Below are 26,068 nucleotides of genomic sequence, written 5' to 3'. Positions count from 1 at the left end.
GTAGCACATGTTTAAGCGGTTGAAGGAAGACATTGAAGTGGTTTTTGATCAGGATCCGGCAGCACGGACGTATTTTGAAGTGATCTTGACTTACTCCGGTCTTCATGCCATCTGGGCACACCGGATTGCGCACTTTTTTTATAAAAAGAAAATGTTTTTTATCGCCCGGGTGATTTCGCAGCTCAGCCGCTTCTTTACCGGAATTGAAATCCACCCCGGTGCACAAATCGGCAGGCGGTTTTTCATCGACCACGGCATGGGGGTTGTGATCGGGGAAACGTGCGAAATCGGCGATAACGTGACGGTTTACCAAGGCGTTACGCTCGGCGGCACCGGGAAGGAAAAGGGCAAGCGCCATCCGACAATTAAAGACAATGCGTTAATCGCAAGCGGAGCGAAAGTTTTAGGTTCGATTACGATTGGGGAAAATGCAAAAATAGGGGCAGGTTCTGTCGTATTAAAGGATGTCCCCCCCAATTCGACAGTGGTCGGCATTCCTGGCAGGGTCGTCGTCCAGGACGGCGTCAAAATCAAAAAAGATTTAAAACATAATGAGCTGCCTGACCCTGTTGCGGACCGCCTGAACAGCATGCAGCAGGAAATCGATGCTTTGCGGTCGGAAGTGGAACAACTGAGAAAGGAAGGGGCAAGAATGTATGAGCATTCAGATATATAATACATTAACAAGAAAGAAGGAGCCGTTTATCCCGCTTGAAGAGGGGAAAGTGAAAATGTATGTATGCGGCCCAACTGTCTATAACTATATCCATATCGGAAATGCACGGCCAGCGATCGTGTTTGACACGGTCCGGCGCTATTTGGCGTTTCGGGGTTATGATGTAAACTATGTGTCGAATTTCACCGACGTGGACGATAAACTGATTAAAGCCGCGAAAGAACTTGGAGAAGAAGTGCCGGCTTTAAGCGACCGGTTTATCAAGTCTTATTTTGAAGATATTGATGCGCTCGGTTGCTGCCATGCAGACGCCCATCCGCGTGTGACGGAAAATATGGATGCGATTATCGCGTTTATTGAAAAATTAATTGAAAAAGGCCATGCCTATGAATCAGGCGGTGATGTTTACTACCATACGAGAAGTTTTCCGGACTACGGTAAATTGTCTCATCAATCGATTGACGAATTGAAATCAGGTGCGAGAATTGAAGTAGGGGAAAAGAAAGAAGACGCCCTTGATTTTGCCCTTTGGAAAGCGGCAAAAGAGGGGGAAATTTCGTGGGACAGTCCGTGGGGGAAAGGCCGGCCGGGATGGCATATTGAATGCTCGGCAATGGCGAAGAAATACCTTGGCGATACGATCGACATCCACGCGGGCGGGCAGGACCTGACTTTTCCACATCACGAAAACGAAATTGCCCAGTCGGAAGCGTTGACAGATAAACCATTTGCCCGTTACTGGATGCATAACGGCTATATCAATATTGATAACGAGAAAATGTCGAAGTCGCTCGGAAACATTGTGCTTGTCCATGACATCATCGAGCGGCACGATCCACAAGTTTTGCGCTTTTTCATGCTGTCGGTGCATTACCGCCATCCGATCAACTACAGCGAGGAACTGCTTGCCAATGCGAAGGCAGGGCTTGAACGGATCAAAACGTCGTACCAAAATGTAAAGCACCGGCTTGAATCCAGTGCAAATCTGGCAGAAGATGATGAAAAATGGCTGGAACAGGTCCGTTCGCTCCATCGCCAGTTTATCGAGGCAATGGATGATGATTTCAATACGGCAAACGGTATTTCTGTTTTGTTCGAACTGTCGAAGCAGGCCAATTATTACTTGCGGGGAAAAAATACGACAGAAACTGTTCTCCGGGCATTTATGAAAGAGTTTGAAACGATTTCCGGCGTTCTCGGCCTGAAGCTCGAGGAAGAAGTGCTTTTGGACGAAGAAATTGAAGCGCTGATTGAAAAACGGAATGAAGCAAGAAAGGCACGCAATTTCCAACTGGCTGACGAAATCCGTGACAAGTTGAAAAGCATGAATATCATTCTTGAAGATACGCCTCAAGGGGTGAGATGGAGACGCTTATGACGGTCACCCTTGATCCGAAACAACTGAACAGCCTCGCGCTTGCTTATATGGGAGATGCGGTATATGAAGAATATATCCGGCACCATGTCCTTTTGCAGGGAAAAACGAAGCCGAACCGCCTTCACCGGGAAGCGATCCGCTTTGTTTCCGCGAAGGCGCAGGCTCAAGTTTTAAAACAGATGATGAACGAAGATCTTTTAACGGAAGAAGAAACCGCTGTTGTCCGGCGTGGCAGAAATGCAAAATCGGGCACGGTTCCGAAAAATACGGATGTCCAGACATACCGGCACAGCACTGCATTTGAAGCGCTGATCGGCTATCACTATTTATCCGGCAGCCGGGAGCGGATGGAGGCGCTGATTGAAAAAGCAATAGGCATTGTCGAAGACCAGAAAGGAGGGGCGCGCTGATGGACCAGGAATACATTGCTGGCAAAAACCCGGTGCTGGAAGCGTTAAGAGCGGGCCGGGAAATCAACAAAATCTGGGTTGCGGAAGGTTCACAAAAAGGCGCCATGAAGCAGGTGATGGAGCTTGCAAGGGAAAGAAAAGTGACCGTCCAATTTGTCCCGAAAAAAAAGATTGACCAGGTGGCGGACGGGGCGCATCAGGGTGTACTGGCGCTCGTTGCCGCTTACCGGTATGCAGAAACAGGCGATATATTCAAACTTGCCAAAGAGCGGAATGAACACCCGTTTATCCTGATCCTCGATGAATTGGAGGATCCGCATAATCTCGGCTCGATTTTACGGACGGCTGATGCGGTCGGCGCACACGGCGTCATTATCCCGAAAAGGCGCTCGGTCGCATTAACAGCAACGGTGGCGAAAGCTTCAACCGGCGCGATTGAACATATCCCGGTGGCGCGGGTAACAAACCTTTCGCAAACGATTGCCGGCTTAAAGCAGCAAGGGCTGTGGATTGCGGGAACCGATGCTTCCGGGACGACCGATTACCGGCAAATGGATGCCGATCTGCCGCTATGTCTTGTCATCGGCAGTGAAGGGAAGGGGATGAGCAGGATCGTAAAAGAAGCATGCGACTTTCTGATCCGCCTTCCGATGGCAGGGCATGTGACTTCGCTCAACGCGTCCGTTGCTGCCGGCCTGCTCATGTATGAGGTTTACAGGAAGCGCCATCCGCTTGGTGAATAAAATGAATATTTTGCTGGTGGACGGCTATAACATCATTGGCGCCTGGCCGGAACTGCAAAAATTGAAACAAAAAGACCTTGGCGCCGCCAGAGACCGGCTTGTTGAGATCATGGCGGAATACCAGGGCTATACGGATGACAAAGTCATCGTCGTTTTTGATGCTTACGGGGTGAAAGGCCTGGAAAAAAAGTACCGCTATCACAAAGTGGAAGTCATTTTTACAAAAGAAAATGAAACGGCAGATGAACGCATTGAAAAAATGGCCATTAAACTGAACAACATCCGCACGCAGATTTATGTGGCCACATCTGATTTCACTGAGCAGTGGCAAATATTCGGCCAAGGCGCTTTAAGAATTTCAGCACGCGAACTGTTGACCAAAGTGGAAATGATTGAACAAAAGATTAAAAAGAATGTAAAATCAATTCAAGAGGAAAAGCCGGCAACAAGAATACCGTTAAGCCAAGAGGTCATGGAAATTTTCGAAAAATTACGCAGGGGAAAACGATGAGCGGTTGACGATTGAAAATTCTGTACTGTATAATAGCTTTTATCGAATGCTCATGGGGGGATACAGGTGAACCTGAACATTGAGGCAGCATATGAAGAAAGATATGGCACGATGCAGGATGAAGAGTTGGTTGGACGGATACACAACGGCGAAAGTGAAGCGTTGGATTACTTGATCCAAAAATACAGAAATTTTGTCAGGGCAAAAGCGCGTTCTTACTTTATCATCGGGGCCGACCGTGAGGATATTATCCAGGAAGGCATGATCGGGCTGTATAAGGCCATCCGCGACTACAGAGAGGACAAGCTCACGTCTTTCAAGGCTTTTGCTGAATTATGCATCAACCGGCAAATGATTACCGCAATTAAGACTGCCACCCGCCAAAAGCACATACCGCTTAATTCTTATATTTCCCTGGACAAGCCAATTTATGATGAAGAATCTGACCGTACGTTGATGGATGTCATCACCGGCGCGAAAATTTCCAACCCTGAAGAATTGATTTTAATCCGCGAAAAATATGTCCATATAGAAGTGAAAATATCCGAACTGTTGAGCGATCTGGAAAGAAAAGTGCTCGCCCTTTACCTGGACGGGCAGTCCTACCAGGAAATTTCAGAAGAATTAAACCGTCATGTAAAATCAATTGATAACGCTTTACAGCGCGTCAAAAAGAAGCTGGAGCGCCTGTTGGAAATGAGGGAGCTGACTTACTGAAAAGGTGTTGTAAGCCGTTTTTCCGCCAGGCTGTTTTTCCCGAATGCAAGTGCAGCATTCAGGCGTACAAAAAGCACGTCTTTAAATGCCCGGTATTCAATGCTTTCGGGAAAAACCCGGCACATCCCTTCTTCTGCTACTAATTGACACAAGCTTTCTGCCGTGTTATGTTGATTTGTAGGATTTTATGTTTTGATACGATACCGGCGCGGAACCGGCAGCATCCAACAGATTCTCCCGGCTTTTCGGGAATCTTTACAGCGACAGGTTCCGTTAACGCCGTAAGATCATAAGACAGCTGGTGATGAGATGCAGAAAAAAATGGTACTTGCCTGTTCGGTTTGCGGTTCGCGCAATTACACGACTACAACGGGCAACGGAAAGGCTGAAAGAATGGAATTAAAGAAGTTTTGCAAGCACTGCAACGAACACACCATCCACCGCGGGACAAAATAACAACGAACATGAGCTTACTTGGAGGTCTTAAATACATGTCCATCACAAATTTTTTTCGTAATGTTGCTTCCGAAATGCGAAAAGTCAGCTGGCCTGGGCGCAAAGAGCTGGTCAAATACACGATTACAGTCCTTGTAACAGTTGCCTTCCTGACATTGTTCTTTATTGTCATCGATCTCGGTATTTCCGCAGTGATCCGGTGGGCTGAAAACTCATTGTAAAAGGATCATTTTTCACTTGAATATCCAATGATAAAACATGGTATAATGGGAGTATCATAAGCAACGACTCAAACCCGGTTAGCGGGTTTTTTCATTTGCCCAAAAAATCAAAAGACCAACAGGGAGGGACGGACATCAAGTCCTATTAAATGGAAAAAAACTGGTATGTTGTCCATACGTATTCAGGCTATGAAAATAAAGTCAAAACCAATTTGGAAAAACGTGTAGAATCAATGGGGATGCAGGATAAAATTTTCCGGGTAGTGGTGCCGGAAGAAGAAGAACTTGAAGTGAAGAATGAGAAGAAAAAAGTGGTGAAACGAAAAGTTTTCCCGGGCTATGTCCTGGTGGAAATGGTGATGACGGATGATTCCTGGTATGTCGTCCGGAACACGCCGGGTGTCACCGGTTTTGTCGGGTCGTCGGGAGGCGGTTCCAAGCCGACGCCGCTTTTGCCTGAAGAAATTAATACCATCTTGAAACGGATGGGCATGGAAGAAAAACGGGCCGATGTGGACTTTGAAATCGGCGAGACGGTTACGGTAAAAGAAGGGCCGTTTGCAAACTTTGCCGGCAAGATTGTGGAAATGGACCGTGACAAAGGCAGGGCAAAAGTCATGGTCAATATGTTCGGTCGGGATACACCGGTAGAGCTCGTTTTTGAACAAATTGATAAAATATAACGGGATAAAACTTGAAATCGATATGCTGAGATGTTAATATGTTATAAGTCAGTATGTTCTTTGCGGATGGCCCGCTGACCGGGATCCCACAAAGAACAGACACAATGCAATCACATGATCTTATGATACACTCGTGACGCGGGTCATGAGATGAAATGGCTTCGGATATGGCTTGTCTTTTTAGCTTGTCCATTGTCCGGCTAACCGCAAGAACTTGCGGGGATAGCCTGCGAAGATACGGAGCATGTTTCGTTATCTGCAGGAAGCTCGCGGCTTTAGCCGTGAGGGGTTCAATCAAACAGATGAGTGGGAGGGCTTAGTCCCTGTTACCACATCACGGACTTAAGGAGGTGTGTCTCGTGGCTAAAAAAGTAGTAAAAATTGTTAAATTGCAGATTCCTGCCGGTAAAGCAAACCCTGCACCGCCTGTTGGTCCTGCATTGGGTCAGGCCGGCGTCAATATTATGGGATTTTGTAAAGAATTTAACGCTCGTACTGCAGATCAGGCAGGCTTGATTATACCTGTTGAAATCACGGTGTTTGAAGACCGTTCATTTACATTCATCACAAAAACCCCGCCAGCTGCAGTTTTGCTGAAAAAAGCAGCCGGCATTGAATCCGGTTCTGGTGAGCCAAACCGTACAAAAGTGGCAACTGTGAAGCGTGACAAAGTGCGTGAAATCGCAGAAACAAAAATGCCTGACTTAAATGCGGCAAGTGTTGAAGCGGCAATGCGCATGGTGGAAGGCACGGCGCGCAGCATGGGGATTACGATCGAAGACTGATTCATGCAGTACTAGTTCTGTCCAACGGGGTTGCGATGCGATACTGGCTCGCAACCTTTTTCGTGGGAGGTTATTCCGTTAAAACCACATTCGAGGAGGAAATACAAATGGCGAAAAAAGGAAAAAAATATGTTGACGCTTTGAAACTCGTTGACCGTTCCAAAGCTTATTCGGCTCAGGAAGCCATTGAACTGGTGAAAAAAACAAGTTTTACAAAATTTGATGCAACAGTTGAAGTTGCATTCCGCCTCGGCGTTGATCCGAAAAAAGCGGACCAGCAAATCCGCGGTGCCGTCGTGCTTCCAAACGGAACAGGGAAAACCCAGCGCGTGCTTGTTTTTGCAAAAGGCGAAAAAGCAAAAGAAGCGGAAGCAGCTGGTGCAGATTATGTCGGCGATACAGACTACATCAACAAAATCCAGCAGGGCTGGTTTGATTTTGATGTCATCGTGGCAACGCCGGATATGATGGGCGAAGTTGGGAAACTCGGACGCATCCTTGGGCCGAGAGGGTTAATGCCGAACCCGAAAACCGGCACGGTAACATTTGATGTGACAAAAGCGGTTCAGGACATTAAAGCCGGTAAAGTCGAATATCGTGTCGATAAAGCGGGCAATGTCCATGCTCCGATCGGGAAAGCCTCTTTTGAAACAGAAAAGCTGGTTGAAAACCTGGCAACATTGTTTGACACATTGATGAAAGCAAAACCGTCAGCTGCAAAAGGCACTTACATGAAGAATGTTTCTGTCACATCAACCATGGGGCCTGGCATCAAAGTAGACCCGTCTTCTTTTGTGGCAGCAAAATAATCATTTGACATGTTGCATATCAGCTGATATAATAAAGAACGGCTTTGAAAAGTAAACATTTGTACCGTAGACAGCAGGTGCCGAAGGGCTTAATTTCCTGCCGAGGTAATGCGTATAAATCCGGGGGTGCCTTAGGCCCTCCGCATGCATGAAACCTCCATGTCTCGGGATATGGAGGTTTTGTTTTGGTATAAATGTTCATCAAGAATATCTGTAGGAGGTGTCAAGATGGGCAGTGTAATTGAACAAAAGAAACAACTGGTGGAAGAAATCACCGATAAATTCAAATCAAGTACAGCTGTTGTGGTTGTCGATTACCGCGGCTTAAACGTGGCTGAAGTAACTGAACTGCGTAAACAGCTGCGCGAAGCAGGCGTTGAATTCAAAGTGTACAAAAACACGATGACGCGCCGTGCTGTAGAAGCAGCCGGGTTGGATGGATTAAACAGCGTGATGACCGGCCCGAATGCGATCGCATTCAGTACGGAAGACGTGGTTGCACCTGCGAGAATCCTGAATGATTTCGCAAAAGACCACGAAGCTTTGGAAATCAAAGCGGGTGTCATTGAAGGCAATGTTGCAACCGTTGATGAAATCAAAGCACTCGCAACGCTTCCTTCACGCGAAGGCCTGCTTTCCATGCTTCTCAGCGTACTGCAGGCGCCGATCCGCAACTTTGCTCTTGCTGCAAAAGCAGTCGCAGATCAAAAAGAAGAACAAAGCGCATAAGTTTTACGGAATATACTTTGAAAAATATCTTGTAGGAGGATATGAAAATGACGAAAGAAGAAATCATCTCTGCTGTCAAAGAAATGACAGTGCTTGAATTGAACGATCTTGTGAAAGCCATTGAAGAAGAATTTGGCGTAACCGCTGCTGCACCGGTTGCTGTTGCTGGCGGCGCTGCAGGCGGAGAAGCTGCTGCAGAAAAAACGGAATTTGATGTTGTGCTGACTGAAGTAGGCGCACAAAAAATCAAAGTCATCAAAGTTGTCCGCGAAATCACAGGCCTTGGCCTTAAAGAAGCAAAAGAACTCGTTGATAATGCTCCAAAACCGCTTAAAGAAGGCGTATCGAAAGAAGAAGCCGAAGAACTTAAAGCGAAACTTGAAGAAGTTGGAGCCGGCGTAGAAGTGAAGTAAGACTCTTTTTAAAGCAAAAGCCCGCATTTGGCGGGCTTTTTTCAACATCTCTTCTTCCTGAATCCTCCAAGAAAGAGTGGGACTTTTCATGGCTGAACATTACTACTCGCAAAACCCTGAAGCAAAGCATCAACCGATAGATTTCACCTTTACATTGAGAGGCCATACCTTTCATTTTCAAACAGACCAAGGGGTTTTTTCAAAAAAAGAAGTCGACTTCGGCTCCCGCGTTTTGCTTGATCTGGTGACCATGCCTGAAACGGAAGGGCCGGTCCTTGATATGGGTTGCGGTTACGGACCGATCGGCCTTGCACTTGCAACATCTTTTCCCGGCCGCCATGTGCATATGGTGGATATTAATACAAGAGCGGTCGAGCTGGCGGAGAAAAATGCTGCCCGGAACCATATTTCAAATGTTTCCATATACGAAAGCAATCTTTTTGAAAATGTGAAAAGCGGCCCGTTTGCCCTGATTGCTACGAATCCCCCGATCCGCGCCGGAAAGCAGATCGTGCACCGGATTTTTGAAGAAAGCTACCAATATCTCGCAAAAAACGGGGAACTTTGGGTGGTCATCCGGAAAAAGCAGGGCGCCCCTTCTGCCAGGAAAAAATTAGAAAGCATATTTGATGAAGTGGATTGTGTTGGAAAAGAAAAAGGATATTTTGTTTTTAAAGCCAAAAAAATTTGACTCCCGATTTCATATATGTTAAAATCATAAAATGCCAATAGATTAAGGTTCTTTATGCAATTTAAGCTATATTTGTCAAGTATATATTTTGGATGAATTGGAAAATACTTATAAAATCATAAGCTCGTCATGCGATATGTGGTTTTTTCATAAAAAACCCTTTTTCTTTTTGCCTTAGCTTTATTGTTGTTTGACGAAAGATGCAAACAAAACGCTTGATTTGAGGGGTGAATCAGTTGTCACATCAACTAGTTCAGTATGGACGGCACCGCCAGCGCAGAAGTTACGCGCGCATCAAAGAAATTTTAGAGCTGCCAAACCTTATCGAAATTCAAACCGCATCTTACCAATGGTTCCTTGACGAAGGTTTGCGTGAAATGTTCCAGGACATCTCTCCAATCGAGGATTTTGCCGGAAACCTGTCGCTGGAGTTTATTGACTACAGCCTCGGCGAACCGAAATATTCCATCGACGAATGCAAAGAGCGCGATGTAACATACGCTGCTCCGCTTCGTGTAAAGGTGCGCCTTGTCAATAAGGAAACAGGTGAAGTAAAAGACCAGGACGTGTTCATGGGCGATTTCCCGTTAATGACCGAAACGGGGACTTTCATCATTAATGGCGCAGAACGTGTTATTGTATCCCAGCTTGTCCGTTCCCCTAGTGTTTATTTTAACAGCAAAATGGACAAAAACGGGAAATACGGCTACACCGCAACGGTCATTCCGAACCGCGGCGCCTGGCTTGAATATGAAACAGATGCGAAAGATGTGGCCTACGTCCGCATCGACCGCACAAGAAAGCTGCCGATCACGGTTCTCCTCAGGGCGCTCGGTTTCGGCTCTGACCAGGAAATTATTGATCTGATCGGTGATAATGAGTACTTAAGAAATACGCTTGAAAAAGATAATACTGAAAGCACGGAAAAAGCGCTTCTTGAAATATATGAACGCCTCCGTCCGGGCGAACCCCCGACCGTTGAAAATGCAAAAAGCCTGCTGATTTCGCGTTTCTTTGATCCAAAACGCTATGATCTGGCCAATGTCGGTCGTTACAAAATGAATAAAAAGCTTCACCTGAAATTCCGGCTGTTCGGGCAACGGCTGGCTGAATCAATCGCAGACCCTGAAACCGGCGAAATCATTGCGGAGGAAGGAACCGTTTTAGACCGGCGTACGCTTGATAAAATTGTGCCTTTTCTCGAAAAAGGCCTGAAGTTTGAAACGTACAGCCAGACTGGCGGCGTTGTTGATGATGATGTTACTTTGCAGTCCATCAAAATTTATGCCCCGATTGACGATAACGAAAAAGTCATCAATGTAATCGGAAATGCTTATGTTGATGAAAGCATTAAACATATTACACCTGCGGATATTGTGGCTTCCATTAGCTACTTCTTTAATTTGCTGCATGGCGTCGGCAATACGGATGATATCGACCACCTCGGTAACCGCCGTTTACGGTCTGTCGGCGAATTGCTGCAAAACCAGTTCCGTATCGGTCTTTCCCGGATGGAACGCGTTGTTCGTGAAAGAATGTCGATCCAGGACATTAACACCATTACGCCGCAGCAGCTGATCAATATCCGTCCGGTCATTGCGGCCATTAAAGAATTTTTCGGCAGTTCGCAGCTGTCCCAGTTCATGGACCAGACAAACCCGCTTGCGGAACTGACCCATAAACGCCGGCTGTCGGCACTCGGCCCGGGCGGTTTGACCCGTGAGCGCGCCGGGATGGAAGTGCGTGACGTGCACTATTCCCACTACGGCCGCATGTGCCCGATTGAAACGCCTGAAGGCCCGAACATCGGCTTGATTAACTCTTTATCAACCTATGCAAAAGTGAACCGTTTTGGCTTTATTGAAACGCCTTACCGCAGGGTTGATCCGGATACAGGGCGTGTTACGGAGCATATTGATTATTTAACGGCTGATGAAGAAGACAATTATGTCGTCGCACAGGCGAACGCACAGCTGGATGAAAACGGCTTTTTCGTTGACGATGAAGTATATGCGCGTTTCCGCGGTGAAAACATTGTTGTCAAAACAGACCGCGTTGATTATATGGACGTTTCGCCGAAGCAGGTTGTATCGGCTGCAACGGCATGTATTCCGTTCCTTGAAAACGACGACTCGAACCGTGCCCTGATGGGTGCAAACATGCAGCGCCAGGCTGTTCCGCTTATGAACCCGCAAGCGCCGATTGTCGGCACCGGGATGGAATATGTCAATGCGAAGGACTCCGGCGCAGCACTTATCTGCAAACATGACGGTATTGTCGAACATGTGGAAGCCAGGGAAATCTGGGTGCGCCGCGTCATCGATGTCGATGGCCAGGAAGTAAAAGGCGACCTTGACAAATACCGCCTGCAAAAATTCAAACGTTCCAACAATGGCATGTGCATTAACCAGCGCCCGATTGTGAAAAAAGGCGACCGTGTGGTAAAAGGCGAAATTTTAGCGGATGGCCAGTCAATGGACCACGGCGAACTTGCCCTTGGCCAGAACGTGCTCGTTGCTTTTATGACATGGGAAGGCTATAACTATGAAGATGCCATTATTATGAGCGAAAAACTTGTAAAAGAAGATGTGTATACTTCTATCCATATTGAAGAATACGAATCTGAAGCGCGCGATACAAAACTCGGGCCGGAAGAAATGACCCGTGACATCCCGAACGTCGGGGAAGATGCTTTGAAAAACCTTGACGAACGTGGGATTGTCCGGATCGGTGCCGAAGTAAAAGACGGCGATTTGCTTGTCGGAAAAGTCACCCCGAAAGGCGTTACGGAACTGACAGCGGAAGAACGGCTGCTCCACGCGATTTTCGGTGAAAAAGCGCGCGAAGTCAGGGATACATCGCTTCGCGTTCCGCACGGCGGCGGCGGCATCGTGCTCGACGTCAAAGTGTTTACACGTGAAGCCGGGGATGAACTCCCGCCTGGCGTGAACCAGCTTGTCCGCGTCTATATTGTACAGAAACGGAAAATCCACCAGGGCGACAAAATGGCCGGGCGCCACGGGAACAAAGGGGTTATCTCCCGGATTCTTCCGGAAGAAGATATGCCTTTCCTCCCGGATGGTACACCTGTCCAGATCATGTTGAACCCGCTCGGCGTGCCTTCCCGGATGAATATCGGCCAGGTGCTTGAACTTCACCTTGGCATGGCGGCCAAAAAACTTGGCCTCCACGTGGCGACGCCTGTATTCGACGGCGCGCGCGAAGAAGATGTATGGGAAACGATTGAAGAAGCCGGCATGGCACGCGATGCAAAAACGGTTCTTTATGACGGCCGCACCGGTGAGCCTTTCGACAACCGTGTGTCTGTCGGGATTATGTATATGATCAAGCTCGCCCACATGGTTGATGATAAACTGCATGCCCGCTCAACAGGCCCTTACTCGCTTGTCACCCAGCAGCCGCTCGGCGGTAAAGCGCAGTTCGGCGGCCAACGGTTTGGCGAAATGGAAGTATGGGCGCTTGAAGCCTATGGCGCAGCCTATACGCTCCAGGAAATCCTGACCGTTAAATCGGACGATGTTGTCGGACGTGTGAAAACTTATGAAGCGATCGTCAAAGGGGAAAACGTCCCTGAACCGGGTGTCCCGGAATCGTTCAAAGTGCTGATTAAAGAACTTCAAAGTTTGGGACTTGACGTGAAGATTCTTTCCGGCGACGACGAGGAAATTGAAATGCGTGATCTCGAAGACGACGATGACCTGAATCAGGCCGATACGCTGAATATTGCGCCTGAGACAAAAGAAGAACCGGAAGGAATCGGGGCATCCAAAGACTAATCGTTTATGTTGCTGGGAACAAACAGAGGCTTTTGCCCGGATTGTATGCCTTCGTACAATCCGGCTTCTGTTTCTGTTTCTTCTGCGTGTGTTTTAAGGTATGAACCTAAAGACGAAAGGGAGGCTGGCCCCTTGCTGGATGTAAATAATTTTGAGTACATGAAAATCGGTCTTGCTTCACCGGATAAAATCCGATCCTGGTCGTACGGTGAAGTCAAAAAACCGGAAACAATCAACTATCGGACGTTAAAACCTGAAAAAGACGGGCTTTTTTGTGAACGGATTTTCGGACCGACGAAAGACTGGGAATGCCATTGCGGAAAATATAAACGCGTCCGTTACAAAGGCGTGGTTTGTGACCGCTGCGGCGTGGAAGTAACAAGATCAAAAGTGCGCCGGGAAAGAATGGGACATATTGAACTTGCCGCCCCTGTTTCGCATATTTGGTACTTCAAAGGGATTCCAAGCCGCATGGGCCTTGTCCTTGACATGTCCCCGCGTGCCCTGGAAGAAGTCATTTACTTCGCATCTTACGTTGTCACGGAAGCAGGCGACACTTCTTTGGAAAAGAAACAGCTTCTTTCCGAAAAAGAATACCGTGCTTACCGTGAAAAATACGGCAATAAATTCCAGGCAGGCATGGGTGCGGAAGCCATTAAAAAGTTGCTCCAGGATGTAGATGTCAACAAAGAATGCGAAATGCTGAAAGAAGAGCTGAAAGTTGCCCAGGGGCAGCGCCGTACACGCGCCATCAAACGCCTTGAAGTACTGGAAGCTTTCCGTAATTCCGGCAATAAACCGGAATGGATGGTGCTGGACGTTCTCCCGGTCATTCCGCCTGAACTGCGGCCAATGGTACAACTGGAAGGCGGCCGCTTTGCGACATCCGACTTAAATGATCTGTACCGCCGTGTGATCAACCGGAATAACCGCCTGAAACGCCTGCTTGATCTTGGCGCGCCAAGCATCATTGTCCAAAATGAAAAACGGATGCTGCAGGAAGCCGTTGATGCTCTGATTGACAACGGCCGCCGTGGACGTCCGGTAACCGGCCCGGGGAACCGCCCGTTAAAATCGCTTTCCCATATGCTGAAAGGGAAACAGGGTCGTTTCCGTCAAAACCTGCTCGGGAAACGGGTTGACTATTCCGGCCGTTCCGTTATTGTTGTCGGCCCGAACCTGAAAATGTATCAATGCGGCCTGCCGCGCGAAATGGCGATCGAACTGTTCAAGCCGTTCGTAATGAAAGAACTGGTTGAAAAAGGCCTCGCCCATAATATTAAAAGTGCAAAACGGAAAATTGAACGTTTGCAGCCTGAAATTTGGGATGTCCTTGAAGAAGTCATTAAAGAACACCCTGTCCTGTTGAACCGTGCGCCTACTTTGCACAGGCTCGGGATCCAGGCGTTTGAACCGACGCTTGTGGAAGGCCGTGCGATCCGTCTTCATCCGCTCGTATGTACGGCTTACAACGCGGACTTTGACGGCGACCAAATGGCGGTTCACGTTCCGTTATCCGCCGAAGCACAGGCGGAAGCACGCATGCTGATGCTTGCCGCACAAAATATTTTGAACCCGAAAGACGGGAAACCGGTTGTTACCCCGTCCCAGGACATGGTACTTGGCAACTACTACTTAACGCTTGAACGTGAAGATGCAGTCGGTGAAGGATCTGTCTTCAAAGATGTAAACGAAGTGTACACGGCTTATTACAACGGCTACGTGCATTTCCATACGAGAATTGCCATTTATGCCGGATCGCTGAACAATCCGACGTTTACGGAAGAGCAAAACAAGAAGCTGCTGATTACCACCGTCGGGAAAGTGATCTTCAATGAAATTTTGCCGGAGAGCTTCCCGTATATTAATGAACCGACGACAACAAATCTTGAAGAAAAAACGCCGGATAAATACTTTGTTGATCCTTCGATTGACGTAAAAGCGCATATTAAAGAACAGCCGTTAATCCGCCCGTTTGTAAAGGGCTTCCTTGGCAGCATCATTGCCGAGGTGTTCAAACGGTTCAAGATTACGGAAACATCCAAGATGCTCGACCGCTTAAAAGATCTTGGCTTCCATTATTCGACCAAAGCCGGTATTACCGTTGGCGTTGCGGATATCGTCGTTTTAGGCGAGAAAGAAAAAATTCTTTCGGATGCCCAGAAAAAAGTCGATACAGTCATGAAACAGTTCCGCCGCGGTTTAATTACAGAAGACGAACGCTATGATCGTGTTATTTCGATCTGGAGCGGGGCTAAAGATACGATCCAGGGCAAACTGATGGAATCGCTCGATAAACGGAACCCGATTTTTATGATGAGTGACTCGGGGGCCCGGGGTAACGCGTCGAACTTTACACAGCTTGCCGGTATGCGCGGTTTGATGGCCAACCCGGCCGGCCGGATTATTGAATTGCCGATTAAATCGAGCTTCCGTGAAGGCTTAACTGTGCAAGAGTACTTTATTTCGACACACGGTGCCCGTAAAGGCCTTGCTGATACAGCCCTTAAGACGGCAGACTCGGGTTATCTGACACGCCGGCTTGTTGATGTGGCGCAGGATGTTATCATTCGTGAAGACGACTGTGGCACAGACCGCGGGCTTTTGATCAGTGCGTTGAAAGAAGGAAATGAAATCATTGAATCGCTTGAAGAACGGTTAACCGGCCGTTATTCAAGAAAAACGATCAAGCATCCCGAAACAGGCAAAGTCATCATTGAGGAAAACGGCTTTATTACTGAAGATATCGCGAAAGAAATTGTCGATGCCGGCTATGAAAAAGTCTGGATCCGTTCGGCCTTCACTTGCAACACCCGCCATGGTGTATGTAAAAAATGCTACGGCCGCAACCTTGCCACCGGCCAAGAAGTGGAAGTCGGCGAAGCAGTCGGGATTATTGCCGCCCAATCGATCGGCGAACCTGGTACACAGCTGACGATGCGTACATTCCATACAGGCGGTGTTGCCGGGGATGACATTACACAAGGTCTTCCGCGTATTCAGGAATTGTTTGAAGCTCGGAACCCGAAAGGCCAGGCTGTTATTTCCGAAGTGGAAGGTGTTGTCACTTCCATCAGCGAAGGGCGCGACCGTCAATATGAAATTGTCATTCAGGGCGCTGTCGAAACGCGCACTTATACAGCCCCTTATACTTCCCGCTTGAAAGTGGCGGTAGATGACCACGTCGTGCGCGGGCAGGAACTGACGGAAGGTTCCATTGACCCGAAAGACCTGTTGCGTGTCACGGACGTCACAACCGTACAGGAATACTTGCTCCGTGAAGTACAGAAAGTTTACCGGATGCAAGGGGTGGAAATTGGCGACAAACATATTGAAGTGATGGTCCGCCAAATGCTGAGAAAAGTAAGGGTGCTCGATGCCGGCGATACGGATGTCCTGCCGGGAACATTGCTTGATATCCATCAGTTCGGTGAAGCGAATGAAAAGGCGCTCAAGGAAGGCAACCGCCCTGCAACAGGCCGTCCTGTTCTGCTCGGGATTACAAAAGCTTCCCTGGAAACCGATTCGTTCTTATCGGCAGCCTCCTTCCAGGAAACGACCCGCGTGTTAACCGATGCGGCGATCAAAGGGAAACGCGATGAACTGCTCGGCTTGAAAGAAAACGTCATTATCGGGAAACTTGTTCCTGCAGGGACGGGCATGACCCGCTACCGCAAAACGGTTCCTGAACTGGTGAAAAAGGAAGAAGAAGTGCCGGCTGAATAATCGGCGGCAGCACCGGCAAAAACCGGTGCTGCACCTTTTTCTGTTTTTTAGCAAAAAACCATGGCCTTTTTTACACAGGATGTTGACTTTGGATTTTCAAAGTGATAATATATTCAAGGTGCTCCTATGAATACCTGTATACTTTGGAGGATATTGCGATGTCTTATGAAAAAGTAAATCAGGCGAAAAGAATTGTTGTAGGGACAAAACAAACAGCGAAAGCGATAAAGTCCGGAAATGTGGATGAACTGCTCGTTGCCAGAGATGCTGATCCGAATATTACGGGCAAAGTCATTTCCGTTGCCGAACAATTCAATGTGCCGGTTACGTATGCCGAGTCGAAAAAACAACTTGGAAAAGTGTGCGGCATTGAAGTCGGAGCTGCAGCTGTTGCACTTATTTATTAAACACTTTTTGCGGGAGAAACCGCAAAAATTTGTTTTTGCCATTAAATGAACCACCTGGATGTGTGGACTTAAATTGTTCGAAGGGAGGAAAAACAGATGCCTACTATTAACCAATTGGTGCGCAAACCTCGTAAATCAAAAATCGAGAAATCTAAGTCACCTGCGCTGAATAAAGGCTATAACAGTTTCAAAAAAATCAATACCGATCTTTCTTCACCCCAAAAACGCGGTGTATGTACGCGTGTTGGGACGATGACGCCGAAGAAACCGAACTCGGCGCTTCGTAAATATGCCCGTGTCCGTTTAACAAACGGGATTGAAGTAACGGCTTATATCCCTGGTATCGGCCATAACCTGCAGGAACACAGCGTTGTTTTAATCCGCGGTGGACGTGTAAAAGACCTGCCTGGTGTACGTTACCACATCGTGCGCGGCGCACTTGACACTGCCGGTGTTGACAACCGGAAACAAGGCCGTTCCAAATACGGGACGAAAAAACCGAAAGAAAAGAAATAATAAGAACGATAACCATACTTGAAAGGAGGATCATTTATGCCACGTAAAGGACCTGTCGCAAAACGCGACGTATTACCGGATCCGATTTACAATTCGAAACTGGTCACACGTTTAATCAACAAAATGATGATCGACGGCAAGAGAGGGAAAGCCCAGACGATCCTGTATTCTTCCTTTGATATTATTCGTGAACGCACTGGCAAAGATCCAATGGAAGTTTTTGACCAGGCATTAAAAAACATTATGCCTGTACTTGAAGTAAGAGCTCGCCGTGTCGGCGGTGCAAACTATCAGGTGCCGGTTGAGGTGCGCCCGGAACGCCGGACAACTTTAGGGCTTCGCTGGCTGGTCAATTATGCCCGCCTCCGCGGAGAAAAAACAATGGAAGAACGACTGGCGAACGAAATCATGGATGCGGCCAACAATACAGGCGCTGCCGTGAAAAAACGCGAAGATACGCATAAAATGGCGGAAGCAAACAGAGCGTTCGCGCATTATCGCTGGTAATATTCCGATACTCCTACATTACACCTATTAAGGAAGGAGAAAGTACGAGATGCCAAGAGAGTTCTCCTTAGAAAAGACTCGTAACATCGGTATCATGGCGCATATCGATGCCGGTAAAACTACAACAACCGAGCGCATCCTTTATTATACCGGCCGTATTCATAAAATCGGCGAAACGCATGAAGGTGCGTCTCAAATGGACTGGATGGAGCAGGAACAGGAGCGCGGGATTACGATTACTTCCGCTGCTACTACAGCACAATGGAATGACCACCGCATCAACATCATTGACACCCCGGGACACGTGGACTTTACCGTTGAAGTTGAACGCTCCCTTCGTGTCCTTGACGGTGCGGTTGCTGTCCTCGATGCCCAGTCCGGCGTTGAGCCTCAGACCGAAACCGTTTGGCGCCAGGCAACGACTTACGGTGTACCACGGATTGTATTCGTCAATAAGATGGATAAAATCGGGGCTGATTTCTTATATTCTGTCAGCACCCTGCATGATCGTCTGCAGGCAAATGCGCATCCGGTCCAATTGCCGATCGGTGCCGAAGACAACTTTGTAGGGATCATTGACCTTATTGAAATGAACGCTACTTTCTACGGTGATGATCTCGGCACGAAAATTGAAGTACGCGAAATCCCGGATGAGTACCGTGACCAGGCGGAAGAATATCATGAAAAACTGCTTGAAGCAGTTGCTGAAGTTGATGAAGATATTATGGAAAAATATCTTGGCGGAGAAGAGATTTCAAAAGAAGAACTGAAAGCTGCGATCCGCAAAGCAACCTGTAATGTTGAATTCTTCCCGGTACTGTGCGGCTCGGCATTTAAAAACAAAGGTGTCCAATTAATGTTGGATGCGGTTGTTGACTATTTGCCTGCGCCGACGGATGTTCCTTCCATCAAGGGGACGCTTCCGGATACAGGGGAAGAAGTATTCAGGCATTCCAGCGATGATGAGCCATTTGCGGCTTTGGCCTTCAAAGTCATGACAGACCCGTTCGTTGGTAAACTGACATTCTTCCGTGTTTATTCAGGTACATTAAGCGCCGGTTCTTATGTCAAAAACTCGACAAAGGACAAACGCGAACGCATCGGGCGTATTTTGCAGATGCACGCAAACCACCGGAAAGAAATTGACAAGGTTTATGCCGGAGATATTGCTGCTGCTGTCGGTTTAAAAGACACGACAACAGGCGACACGCTTTGCGACGATAACAATCCGGTCATCCTTGAATCGATGGAATTTCCAGAACCGGTTATCCAGCTGTCGGTTGAACCAAAATCGAAGGCCGACCAGGATAAAATGACGACTGCGCTGCAAAAACTGCAGGAAGAAGACCCGACTTTCCGTGCCCATACGGATCCGGAAACAGGACAAACGATCATCGAAGGAATGGGTGAGCTTCACCTCGATATCATCGTCGACCGGATGAAACGCGAATTTAAAGTCGAAGCCAATATCGGTGCGCCACAAGTTGCATATCGTGAAACATTCCGCAAATCGGCACAAGTCCAAGGTAAGTTCGTACGCCAGTCTGGCGGCCGCGGGCAATACGGGGATGTGTGGATTGAATTTTCACCAAACGAAGAAGGAAAAGGCTTTGAGTTTGAAAATGCGATTGTCGGCGGTGTCGTTCCGCGCGAATACATTCCGGCGATTCAATCCGGTCTTGAAGATGCCATGCAGCGCGGTGTAATTGCCGGTTATCCGCTCGTTGACATTAAGGCAAAACTGTATGACGGTTCTTACCACGATGTTGACTCGAGTGAAATGGCGTTTAAAGTGGCTGCTTCCCTTGCATTAAGGAATGCAGCATCCAAATGTGATCCGGTCCTGCTCGAACCTGTGATGAAAGTGGAAATCGTCATTCCGGAAGAATATCTCGGCGACATCATGGGACAAGTTACAGCCCGCCGCGGTCGTGTAGAAGGAATGGAAGCACGCGGAAATGCCCAGGTTGTCCGTGCTATGGTTCCATTGTCCGAAATGTTCGGTTACGCAACAGCACTTCGTTCCAGCACGCAAGGACGCGGTGTCTTCACTATGACATTTGATCATTATGAAGAAGTGCCGAAGTCTATTGCGGAAGAGATCATCAAAAAAAATAAAGGCGAATAATTGATTTCTTGCCTTCAATGAAGTATAACTTTACTAGATTGGTTCAAAGCGCTTTAAAGCTGTCCTTTCAGCTTTAAAGCATCCATATACTTACTCAATCCAAAATATTAAGGAGGATTTCCTGATGGCTAAACAAAAATTTGACCGTTCTAAAGAACACTGTAACATTGGAACAATCGGTCACGTTGACCATGGTAAAACGACTTTGACTGCTGCAATTACTGCTGTTCTTGCAAAACAAGGGAAAGCAGAAGCAAGGGCATATGACCAAATTGACGGTGCTCCGGAAGAACGCGAACGTGGTATTACCATCAACACTGCACACGTTGAATATGAAACGGAAAAACGCCACTACGCACACGTTGACTGCCCTGGACACGCTGACTATGTGAAAAACATGATCACGGGTGCTGCACAAATGGACGGTGCGATTCTGGTTGTATCCGCTGCTGACGGCCCAATGCCGCAAACACGTGAACACATCCTTTTGTCCCGCCAAGTTGGTGTGCCTTACATCGTTGTATTCCTGAACAAATGCGACATGGTGGACGACGAAGAATTGCTTGAACTTGTTGAAATGGAAGTTCGTGACCTTCTTTCTGAATACGACTTCCCTGGCGATGAAGTGCCGGTTATCAAAGGTTCTGCTTTGAAAGCTCTTGAAGGCGACCCTGAATACGAAGCAAAAATCCTTGAATTGATGGATGCTGTTGACGAATACATCCCGACTCCGCAACGTGACACAGACAAACCGTTCATGATGCCGGTTGAAGACGTATTCTCCATCACCGGCCGTGGTACAGTTGCAACCGGTCGTGTAGAACGCGGTCAATTGAAAGTTGGCGATGTTGTTGAAATCATCGGTTTGAACGACGAACCGAAACAAACAACGGTTACCGGCGTTGAAATGTTCCGCAAACTGCTCGACTATGCTGAAGCAGGCGACAACATCGGTGCACTTCTCCGCGGGATTGCACGTGAAGAAGTCCAACGTGGTCAAGTTTTGGCGAAACCGGGTTCTATTACACCGCATACAAAATTTAAAGCACAAGTTTACGTATTAACGAAAGAAGAAGGCGGACGTCACACTCCTTTCTTCTCTAACTACCGTCCGCAATTCTACTTCCGTACAACGGATGTTACCGGCATTATTACGCTGCCTGAAGGCGTTGAAATGGTTATGCCTGGTGATAACGTTGAAATGAGCGTTGAATTGATTGCCCCTATCGCGATCGAAGAAGGAACAAAATTCTCGATCCGTGAAGGCGGCCGTACAGTTGGCGCCGGTTCTGTTTCCGCTATCGAAGCTTAATCGGTTATTAAAAAAAGCCCGGCCAGGTTATCCCGGCCGGGCTTTTTCCATGCTTACGAGTCCGGGTTGCAGCAATATTTTCCAAAACTTGATGTTGCGCCACAAGGCCTGTATAATAAAAAAAGTTGCTGAAATCAGCAGTATATCAAAGTTTATGTTGCATTACACCCGGTTTTTGTGTATAATTTTTTATGTTGGTCTTTGACTGCGATGAAGTGGGAGGTTGCTGGCACACCCGGCCGCTTTGCCATGGCGCGTGGGCCAGGAAAATTTCCATGGAGAATGTCTATTAGCAAATAGGCGAAAAAGGAGGGAAAATAATGGCAAAACAAAAAATTCGCATTCGATTAAAAGCATACGATCACAGAATTCTGGATCAGTCTGCAGAGAAAATTGTAGAAACAGCAAAACGATCAGGTGCAAACGTCTCCGGACCGATTCCGCTTCCGACTGAGAAATCTGTTTACACCATTCTGCGTGCTGTCCACAAGTACAAAGATTCTCGTGAACAATTTGAAATGCGTACACACAAACGTTTGATTGATATCGTAAATCCAACCCCGCAAACGGTTGATTCACTGATGCGGTTGGATCTGCCATCCGGCGTTGACATTGAAATTAAACTTTAATGATAAAACATGACATATTTAACAGGAGGTGTGACTGATGACCAAAGGAATCTTAGGAAGAAAAATCGGTATGACCCAAGTTTTTGCCGAGAACGGCGATCTTATTCCTGTCACTGTAATTGAAGCAACACCAAACGTTGTGCTGCAAAAGAAAACAGTTGAAACGGACGGCTATGAAGCGATCCAGCTCGGATTTGCCGACAAACCGGAACGCCTGGCAAACAAACCGGAAACAGGGCATGTTTCGAAAGCCAATACGGCACCTAAGCGCTTCATCCGCGAATTCAGCGGCGTAAACACAAGTGATTTTGAAGTTGGTCAAGAAGTCAAAGTAGATATTTTTGCAGAAGGTGACATTGTAGATGTTACCGGTGTTACAAAAGGAAAAGGATTCCAAGGCGTCATTAAACGCCACGGACAACACCGCGGTCCTATGGCTCACGGTTCGCGTTACCACCGCCGTCCCGGTTCAATGGGTCCGATTGCGCCAAACCGCGTCTTCAAACAAAAAGCACTCCCTGGACGCATGGGAGGAGAACGGGTTACCGTTCAAAATCTGCAAATCGTCAAAGTGGATGCAGAACGCAATCTGCTTTTGATTAAAGGTAACGTTCCTGGTCCGAGAAAAGCTTTGGTTACAGTTAAAGCAGCTGTAAAAGCAAAATAATTGTAAAGAAAGGAGGAAACAGGAATGCCAAAAGTAGCTCTATACAACCAAAACGGTTCCCAAGTCGGTGAAGTGGAATTAAACGACGCTGTATTCGGCATCGAACCGAATGAACATGTTTTATTTGAAGCGATCATCATGCAGAGGGCATCGCTCCGCCAAGGTACTCACAAAGTAAAAGGCCGTTCTGAAGTACGCGGCGGCGGACGTAAACCATGGCGGCAAAAAGGTACAGGACGCGCACGCCAAGGATCGATTCGTGCCCCGCAATGGCGCGGAGGCGGTACGGTTTTCGGGCCTGTTCCACGCAGCTACAGCTACAAACTGCCGAAAAAAGTACGCCGTCTTGCGATTAAATCCGCTCTATCGTCAAAAGTACGGGAAAACAATATTTTGGTTCTGGACGCATTAAATTTTGATGCGCCAAAAACAAAAGATTTTATTGCTGTCCTGAAAAATTTGTCCGTGGATAAAAAAGCACTTGTTGTCACAGACGGATTGAACGAAAATGTGGTATTGTCTGCACGCAACATTCCGGGTATTACGGTTGTTGAAGCAACAGGCGTAAATGTTTTGGATGTTGTAAACCATGATCAATTGATCATGACAAAATCCGCTGTTGAAAAAGTAGGGGAGGTGCTTGGTTAATGGATGCACGTGATGTTTTGAAGCGCCCCGTGATTACTGAACGTTCAATGGAATTGACGGCAGATAAGAAATATACATTTGAAGTAGATGTCAAAGCGAATAAAACAGAAATCAAAGATGCTGTGGAAGAAATTTTTGGCGTCAAAGTTGCGAAAGTGAATGTTGCGAACTACAAAGGCAAGTTCAAACGCATGGGCCGTTATACTGGCTATACTAACAAGCGCCGCAAAGCAGTTGTTACGCTAACACCTGACAGCAATGAAATTGAAATCTTTGAGGTTTAAATACGTTCCATCAAACTTGAAGAGGAGGGAAAAACATGGCGATCAAAAAATACAAACCAACCTCTAATGGGCGTCGCGGCATGACGGCTTTGGATTTTGCGGAGATCACGACGGATAAGCCTGAAAAATCACTGCTTGCTCCGCTTTCGAAAAAAGCAGGCCGCAACAACCAGGGGAAATTAACTGTTCGTCATCAGGGCGGCGGTCATAAGCGTCAATACCGGATTATCGACTTCAAACGCGATAAAGATGGTATACCAGGGCGCGTTGCCACAATTGAGTATGACCCGAACCGCTCATCTAATATTGCTTTGATTCACTATGCAGATGGTGAAAAACGATACATTCTTGCACCAAAAAATTTAACTGTCGGCATGGAAATTATGTCCGGACCGGATGCAGATATTAAAGTCGGAAATGCACTTCCGCTTTCTGACATTCCTGTTGGTACGGTCATCCATAATATTGAATTGAAACCGGGCAAAGGTGGCCAATTGATCCGTTCTGCCGGTACTTCTGCACAAGTGCTTGGTAAAGAAGGCAAATATGTGCTTGTCCGCCTGAATTCCGGTGAAGTGCGCATGATTCTTGCAACTTGCCGCGCAACGGTCGGCCAGGTTGGTAACGAACAGCACGAACTGGTCAACATCGGTAAAGCAGGCCGCAAACGCTGGATGGGTGTACGCCCGACTGTCCGCGGATCTGTTATGAACCCGAACGATCACCCGCACGGCGGTGGTGAAGGAAAAGCACCAATCGGACGCAAATCACCAATGTCACCATGGGGTAAACCGACACTTGGTTACAAAACGCGCAAGAAGAAGAATACTTCAGATAAATTTATTGTACGGCGCCGTAAAAAATAACGCTGTTGAACTACGGTTCACAGCTTGAACCGTAGCTCTAATCAGGAAGGAGGACTATTCATGAGTCGCAGTCTGAAAAAAGGGCCTTTCGTTGACGATCACTTAATGGTGAAAGTGGAAAAATTGAACGAATCCAACAAGAAGCAAGTGATCAAAACATGGTCACGCCGTTCGACGATTTTCCCTGCATTTGTCGGCCACACAATCGCTGTCTATGACGGCCGTAAACATGTTCCGGTATACATCACGGAAGATATGGTCGGCCATAAGCTCGGTGAGTTTGCTCCGACACGCACATTCAAAGGTCACGCCGGTGACGATAAGAAGACAAGACGCTAACGGGAGGAGGTATTCCAATGCAAGCAAAAGCTGTCGCGAAAACAGTCCGTATTGCTCCTCGTAAGGCACGCCTGGTAATTGATTTAATTCGAGGAAAGCAAGTAGGAGAAGCGCTTTCGATTTTGAAATTTACGCCTAAAGCTGCTTCGCCGGTTATTGAAAAAGTACTCAACTCTGCGATTGCGAACGCAGAACACAACTACGATATGGACGCAAATGACCTTGTTGTGGAAAAGGCTTATGTCGATGAAGGGCCTACATTGAAACGTTTCCGGCCGCGTGCAATGGGACGCGCAAGCCAGATCAACAAACGCACGAGCCATATTACGATTGTAGTATCAGATCAAAAGGAGGGATAATTGGTGGGTCAAAAAGTAAATCCTATCGGTTTGCGAATCGGAGTGATTCGTGACTGGGAATCGAAATGGTACGCAGAAAAAGATTACGCCGATCTATTGCACGAAGACATTAAAATTCGTGAATATATCGCAAAGCGCCTTGCGGATGCTTCTGTTTCTGGCGTGGAAATTGAACGTGCTGCAAACCGTGTCAACATTACAATCCGTACGGCAAAACCGGGCATGGTGATCGGTAAAGGCGGTTCGGAAGTAGAAGCATTGCGTAAAGCGCTGAATGCTTTAACAGGAAAAAGAGTCCACATTAACATTGTCGAAGTTAAAAAAGCAGATATTGATGCAAAACTTGTTGCGGAAAACATTGCCCGCCAGCTGGAAAACCGCGTTTCTTTCCGCCGTGCGCAGAAGCAGGCGATTCAACGCGCCATGCGTGCCGGTGCAAAAGGAATCCGGACGCAGGTTTCAGGACGTTTGGGCGGTGCGGATATTGCCCGTGCAGAACATTACAGCGAAGGTACAGTTCCGCTTCATACGCTTCGTGCGGATATTGACTATGCACATGCTGAAGCAGATACAACTTACGGAAAACTGGGCGTAAAAGTTTGGATTTACCGTGGGGAAATCCTTCCTGCTAAGAAAAAAACCGAGGAAGGGGGAAACTGAT

General features: G+C 47.4%; 29 protein-coding genes and 1 other annotated feature. All 29 genes read left to right on the top strand.

What is annotated here, in order from left to right; translation table 11 throughout:
• The first annotated feature begins 7 nt into the window (after positions 1-7).
• The 29 genes from cysE to rpsC all read left to right on the top strand — a co-directional run bounded on the left by cysE (position 8) and on the right by rpsC (position 26,067).
• Positions 8-676 (top strand): serine O-acetyltransferase, encoded by a 669-nt coding sequence (gene cysE / locus NFR98_RS06505; protein ID WP_035182969.1) that lies wholly within the window; start codon positions 8-10, stop codon positions 674-676.
• Entirely contained in the window at positions 657-2,054 is a 1,398-nt protein-coding gene (gene cysS / locus NFR98_RS06500; RefSeq protein WP_104851068.1) for a cysteine--tRNA ligase, read from the top strand. Before cysE ends, cysS begins: the two co-directional genes overlap by 20 nt.
• The gene (locus NFR98_RS06495) at positions 2,051-2,464 is read left to right on the top strand and encodes a Mini-ribonuclease 3 (RefSeq protein WP_026684124.1); all 414 of its coding nucleotides are present in this window, start codon (positions 2,051-2,053) and stop codon (positions 2,462-2,464) included. Before cysS ends, NFR98_RS06495 begins: the two co-directional genes overlap by 4 nt.
• Positions 2,464-3,207, top strand: coding sequence for a 23S rRNA (guanosine(2251)-2'-O)-methyltransferase RlmB (gene rlmB / locus NFR98_RS06490; protein WP_026684123.1), 744 nt, complete (start codon positions 2,464-2,466; stop codon positions 3,205-3,207). Before NFR98_RS06495 ends, rlmB begins: the two co-directional genes overlap by 1 nt.
• A 1-nt stretch (position 3,208) precedes the next feature.
• Entirely contained in the window at positions 3,209-3,718 is a 510-nt protein-coding gene (locus NFR98_RS06485; protein ID WP_026684122.1) for an NYN domain-containing protein, read from the top strand.
• A gap of 111 nt (positions 3,719-3,829) precedes the next feature.
• On the top strand, positions 3,830-4,435 hold the full coding sequence (gene sigH, locus NFR98_RS06480; RefSeq protein ID WP_061086776.1) for an RNA polymerase sporulation sigma factor SigH: 606 nt from the start codon (positions 3,830-3,832) through the stop codon (positions 4,433-4,435).
• A gap of 309 nt (positions 4,436-4,744) precedes the next feature.
• Positions 4,745-4,891 (top strand): 50S ribosomal protein L33, encoded by a 147-nt coding sequence (rpmG, locus tag NFR98_RS06475; RefSeq protein WP_017551231.1) that lies wholly within the window; start codon positions 4,745-4,747, stop codon positions 4,889-4,891.
• 35 nt (positions 4,892-4,926) lie between these two features.
• Positions 4,927-5,112: a preprotein translocase subunit SecE gene (gene secE / locus NFR98_RS06470; protein ID WP_014096515.1), complete on the top strand. Its 186-nt coding sequence runs from the start codon at positions 4,927-4,929 to the stop codon at positions 5,110-5,112.
• Between the two features lie 149 nt (positions 5,113-5,261).
• Positions 5,262-5,795: a transcription termination/antitermination protein NusG gene (gene nusG, locus NFR98_RS06465; protein ID WP_014096514.1), complete on the top strand. Its 534-nt coding sequence runs from the start codon at positions 5,262-5,264 to the stop codon at positions 5,793-5,795.
• Positions 5,796-6,154: 359 nt separating this feature from the next.
• On the top strand, positions 6,155-6,580 hold the full coding sequence (gene rplK / locus NFR98_RS06460) for a 50S ribosomal protein L11 (RefSeq protein WP_014096513.1): 426 nt from the start codon (positions 6,155-6,157) through the stop codon (positions 6,578-6,580).
• 107 nt (positions 6,581-6,687) lie between these two features.
• Positions 6,688-7,389, top strand: a complete 702-nt coding sequence (gene rplA, locus NFR98_RS06455; protein WP_014096512.1) for a 50S ribosomal protein L1 — start codon at positions 6,688-6,690, stop codon at positions 7,387-7,389.
• A gap of 46 nt (positions 7,390-7,435) precedes the next feature.
• Positions 7,436-7,582 (top strand) — a sequence feature (ribosomal protein L10 leader region).
• A 35-nt stretch (positions 7,583-7,617) separates the two neighbouring features.
• Positions 7,618-8,118, top strand: coding sequence for a 50S ribosomal protein L10 (gene rplJ, locus NFR98_RS06450; RefSeq protein ID WP_014096510.1), 501 nt, complete (start codon positions 7,618-7,620; stop codon positions 8,116-8,118).
• Between the two features lie 47 nt (positions 8,119-8,165).
• Positions 8,166-8,531 (top strand): 50S ribosomal protein L7/L12, encoded by a 366-nt coding sequence (gene rplL / locus NFR98_RS06445; RefSeq protein ID WP_014096509.1) that lies wholly within the window; start codon positions 8,166-8,168, stop codon positions 8,529-8,531.
• Positions 8,532-8,619: 88 nt separating this feature from the next.
• The gene (locus NFR98_RS06440) at positions 8,620-9,222 is read left to right on the top strand and encodes a class I SAM-dependent methyltransferase (protein ID WP_014096508.1); all 603 of its coding nucleotides are present in this window, start codon (positions 8,620-8,622) and stop codon (positions 9,220-9,222) included.
• 236 nt (positions 9,223-9,458) lie between these two features.
• The gene (gene rpoB, locus NFR98_RS06435; RefSeq protein WP_014096507.1) at positions 9,459-13,019 is read left to right on the top strand and encodes a DNA-directed RNA polymerase subunit beta; all 3,561 of its coding nucleotides are present in this window, start codon (positions 9,459-9,461) and stop codon (positions 13,017-13,019) included.
• Positions 13,020-13,151: 132 nt separating this feature from the next.
• Positions 13,152-16,745, top strand: coding sequence for a DNA-directed RNA polymerase subunit beta' (gene rpoC / locus NFR98_RS06430; RefSeq protein ID WP_035182958.1), 3,594 nt, complete (start codon positions 13,152-13,154; stop codon positions 16,743-16,745).
• Positions 16,746-16,903: 158 nt separating this feature from the next.
• The gene (locus NFR98_RS06425) at positions 16,904-17,152 is read left to right on the top strand and encodes a 50S ribosomal protein L7ae-like protein (protein WP_014096505.1); all 249 of its coding nucleotides are present in this window, start codon (positions 16,904-16,906) and stop codon (positions 17,150-17,152) included.
• A 96-nt stretch (positions 17,153-17,248) separates the two neighbouring features.
• On the top strand, positions 17,249-17,668 hold the full coding sequence (gene rpsL, locus NFR98_RS06420; protein WP_014096504.1) for a 30S ribosomal protein S12: 420 nt from the start codon (positions 17,249-17,251) through the stop codon (positions 17,666-17,668).
• Between the two features lie 36 nt (positions 17,669-17,704).
• On the top strand, positions 17,705-18,175 hold the full coding sequence (rpsG, locus tag NFR98_RS06415) for a 30S ribosomal protein S7 (RefSeq protein ID WP_013858074.1): 471 nt from the start codon (positions 17,705-17,707) through the stop codon (positions 18,173-18,175).
• 49 nt (positions 18,176-18,224) lie between these two features.
• Entirely contained in the window at positions 18,225-20,303 is a 2,079-nt protein-coding gene (fusA, locus tag NFR98_RS06410; protein ID WP_026684118.1) for an elongation factor G, read from the top strand.
• A gap of 124 nt (positions 20,304-20,427) precedes the next feature.
• On the top strand, positions 20,428-21,615 hold the full coding sequence (gene tuf / locus NFR98_RS06405) for an elongation factor Tu (protein ID WP_014096502.1): 1,188 nt from the start codon (positions 20,428-20,430) through the stop codon (positions 21,613-21,615).
• A 320-nt stretch (positions 21,616-21,935) separates the two neighbouring features.
• Positions 21,936-22,244 carry a 30S ribosomal protein S10 gene (rpsJ, locus tag NFR98_RS06400; RefSeq protein WP_013858078.1) on the top strand — a complete coding sequence of 103 codons (309 nt, stop codon included), beginning with the start codon at positions 21,936-21,938 and terminating at the stop codon, positions 22,242-22,244.
• A gap of 37 nt (positions 22,245-22,281) precedes the next feature.
• The gene (rplC, locus tag NFR98_RS06395) at positions 22,282-22,911 is read left to right on the top strand and encodes a 50S ribosomal protein L3 (RefSeq protein WP_017551220.1); all 630 of its coding nucleotides are present in this window, start codon (positions 22,282-22,284) and stop codon (positions 22,909-22,911) included.
• Positions 22,912-22,935: 24 nt separating this feature from the next.
• The gene (gene rplD, locus NFR98_RS06390) at positions 22,936-23,559 is read left to right on the top strand and encodes a 50S ribosomal protein L4 (protein WP_014096499.1); all 624 of its coding nucleotides are present in this window, start codon (positions 22,936-22,938) and stop codon (positions 23,557-23,559) included.
• Positions 23,559-23,843, top strand: a complete 285-nt coding sequence (gene rplW, locus NFR98_RS06385) for a 50S ribosomal protein L23 (RefSeq protein ID WP_026684117.1) — start codon at positions 23,559-23,561, stop codon at positions 23,841-23,843. Before rplD ends, rplW begins: the two co-directional genes overlap by 1 nt.
• Before the next feature lie 35 nt (positions 23,844-23,878).
• Positions 23,879-24,709: a 50S ribosomal protein L2 gene (gene rplB / locus NFR98_RS06380; protein WP_014096497.1), complete on the top strand. Its 831-nt coding sequence runs from the start codon at positions 23,879-23,881 to the stop codon at positions 24,707-24,709.
• A gap of 60 nt (positions 24,710-24,769) precedes the next feature.
• Positions 24,770-25,048, top strand: coding sequence for a 30S ribosomal protein S19 (gene rpsS, locus NFR98_RS06375; protein ID WP_017551218.1), 279 nt, complete (start codon positions 24,770-24,772; stop codon positions 25,046-25,048).
• A 17-nt stretch (positions 25,049-25,065) separates the two neighbouring features.
• Positions 25,066-25,407: a 50S ribosomal protein L22 gene (rplV, locus tag NFR98_RS06370; RefSeq protein WP_013858084.1), complete on the top strand. Its 342-nt coding sequence runs from the start codon at positions 25,066-25,068 to the stop codon at positions 25,405-25,407.
• Between the two features lie 3 nt (positions 25,408-25,410).
• The gene (gene rpsC, locus NFR98_RS06365; protein ID WP_026104594.1) at positions 25,411-26,067 is read left to right on the top strand and encodes a 30S ribosomal protein S3; all 657 of its coding nucleotides are present in this window, start codon (positions 25,411-25,413) and stop codon (positions 26,065-26,067) included.
• Position 26,068 lies beyond the last annotated feature (1 nt).

Origin of the sequence: Weizmannia agrestimuris, from assembly GCF_943193165.1 — a bacterium.
GTDB lineage: Bacteria > Bacillota > Bacilli > Bacillales > Bacillaceae_C > Weizmannia > Weizmannia faecalis.
Note: the sequence above shows the minus strand (reverse complement) of the source record. Positions and strands in the feature narration are given on the sequence as shown.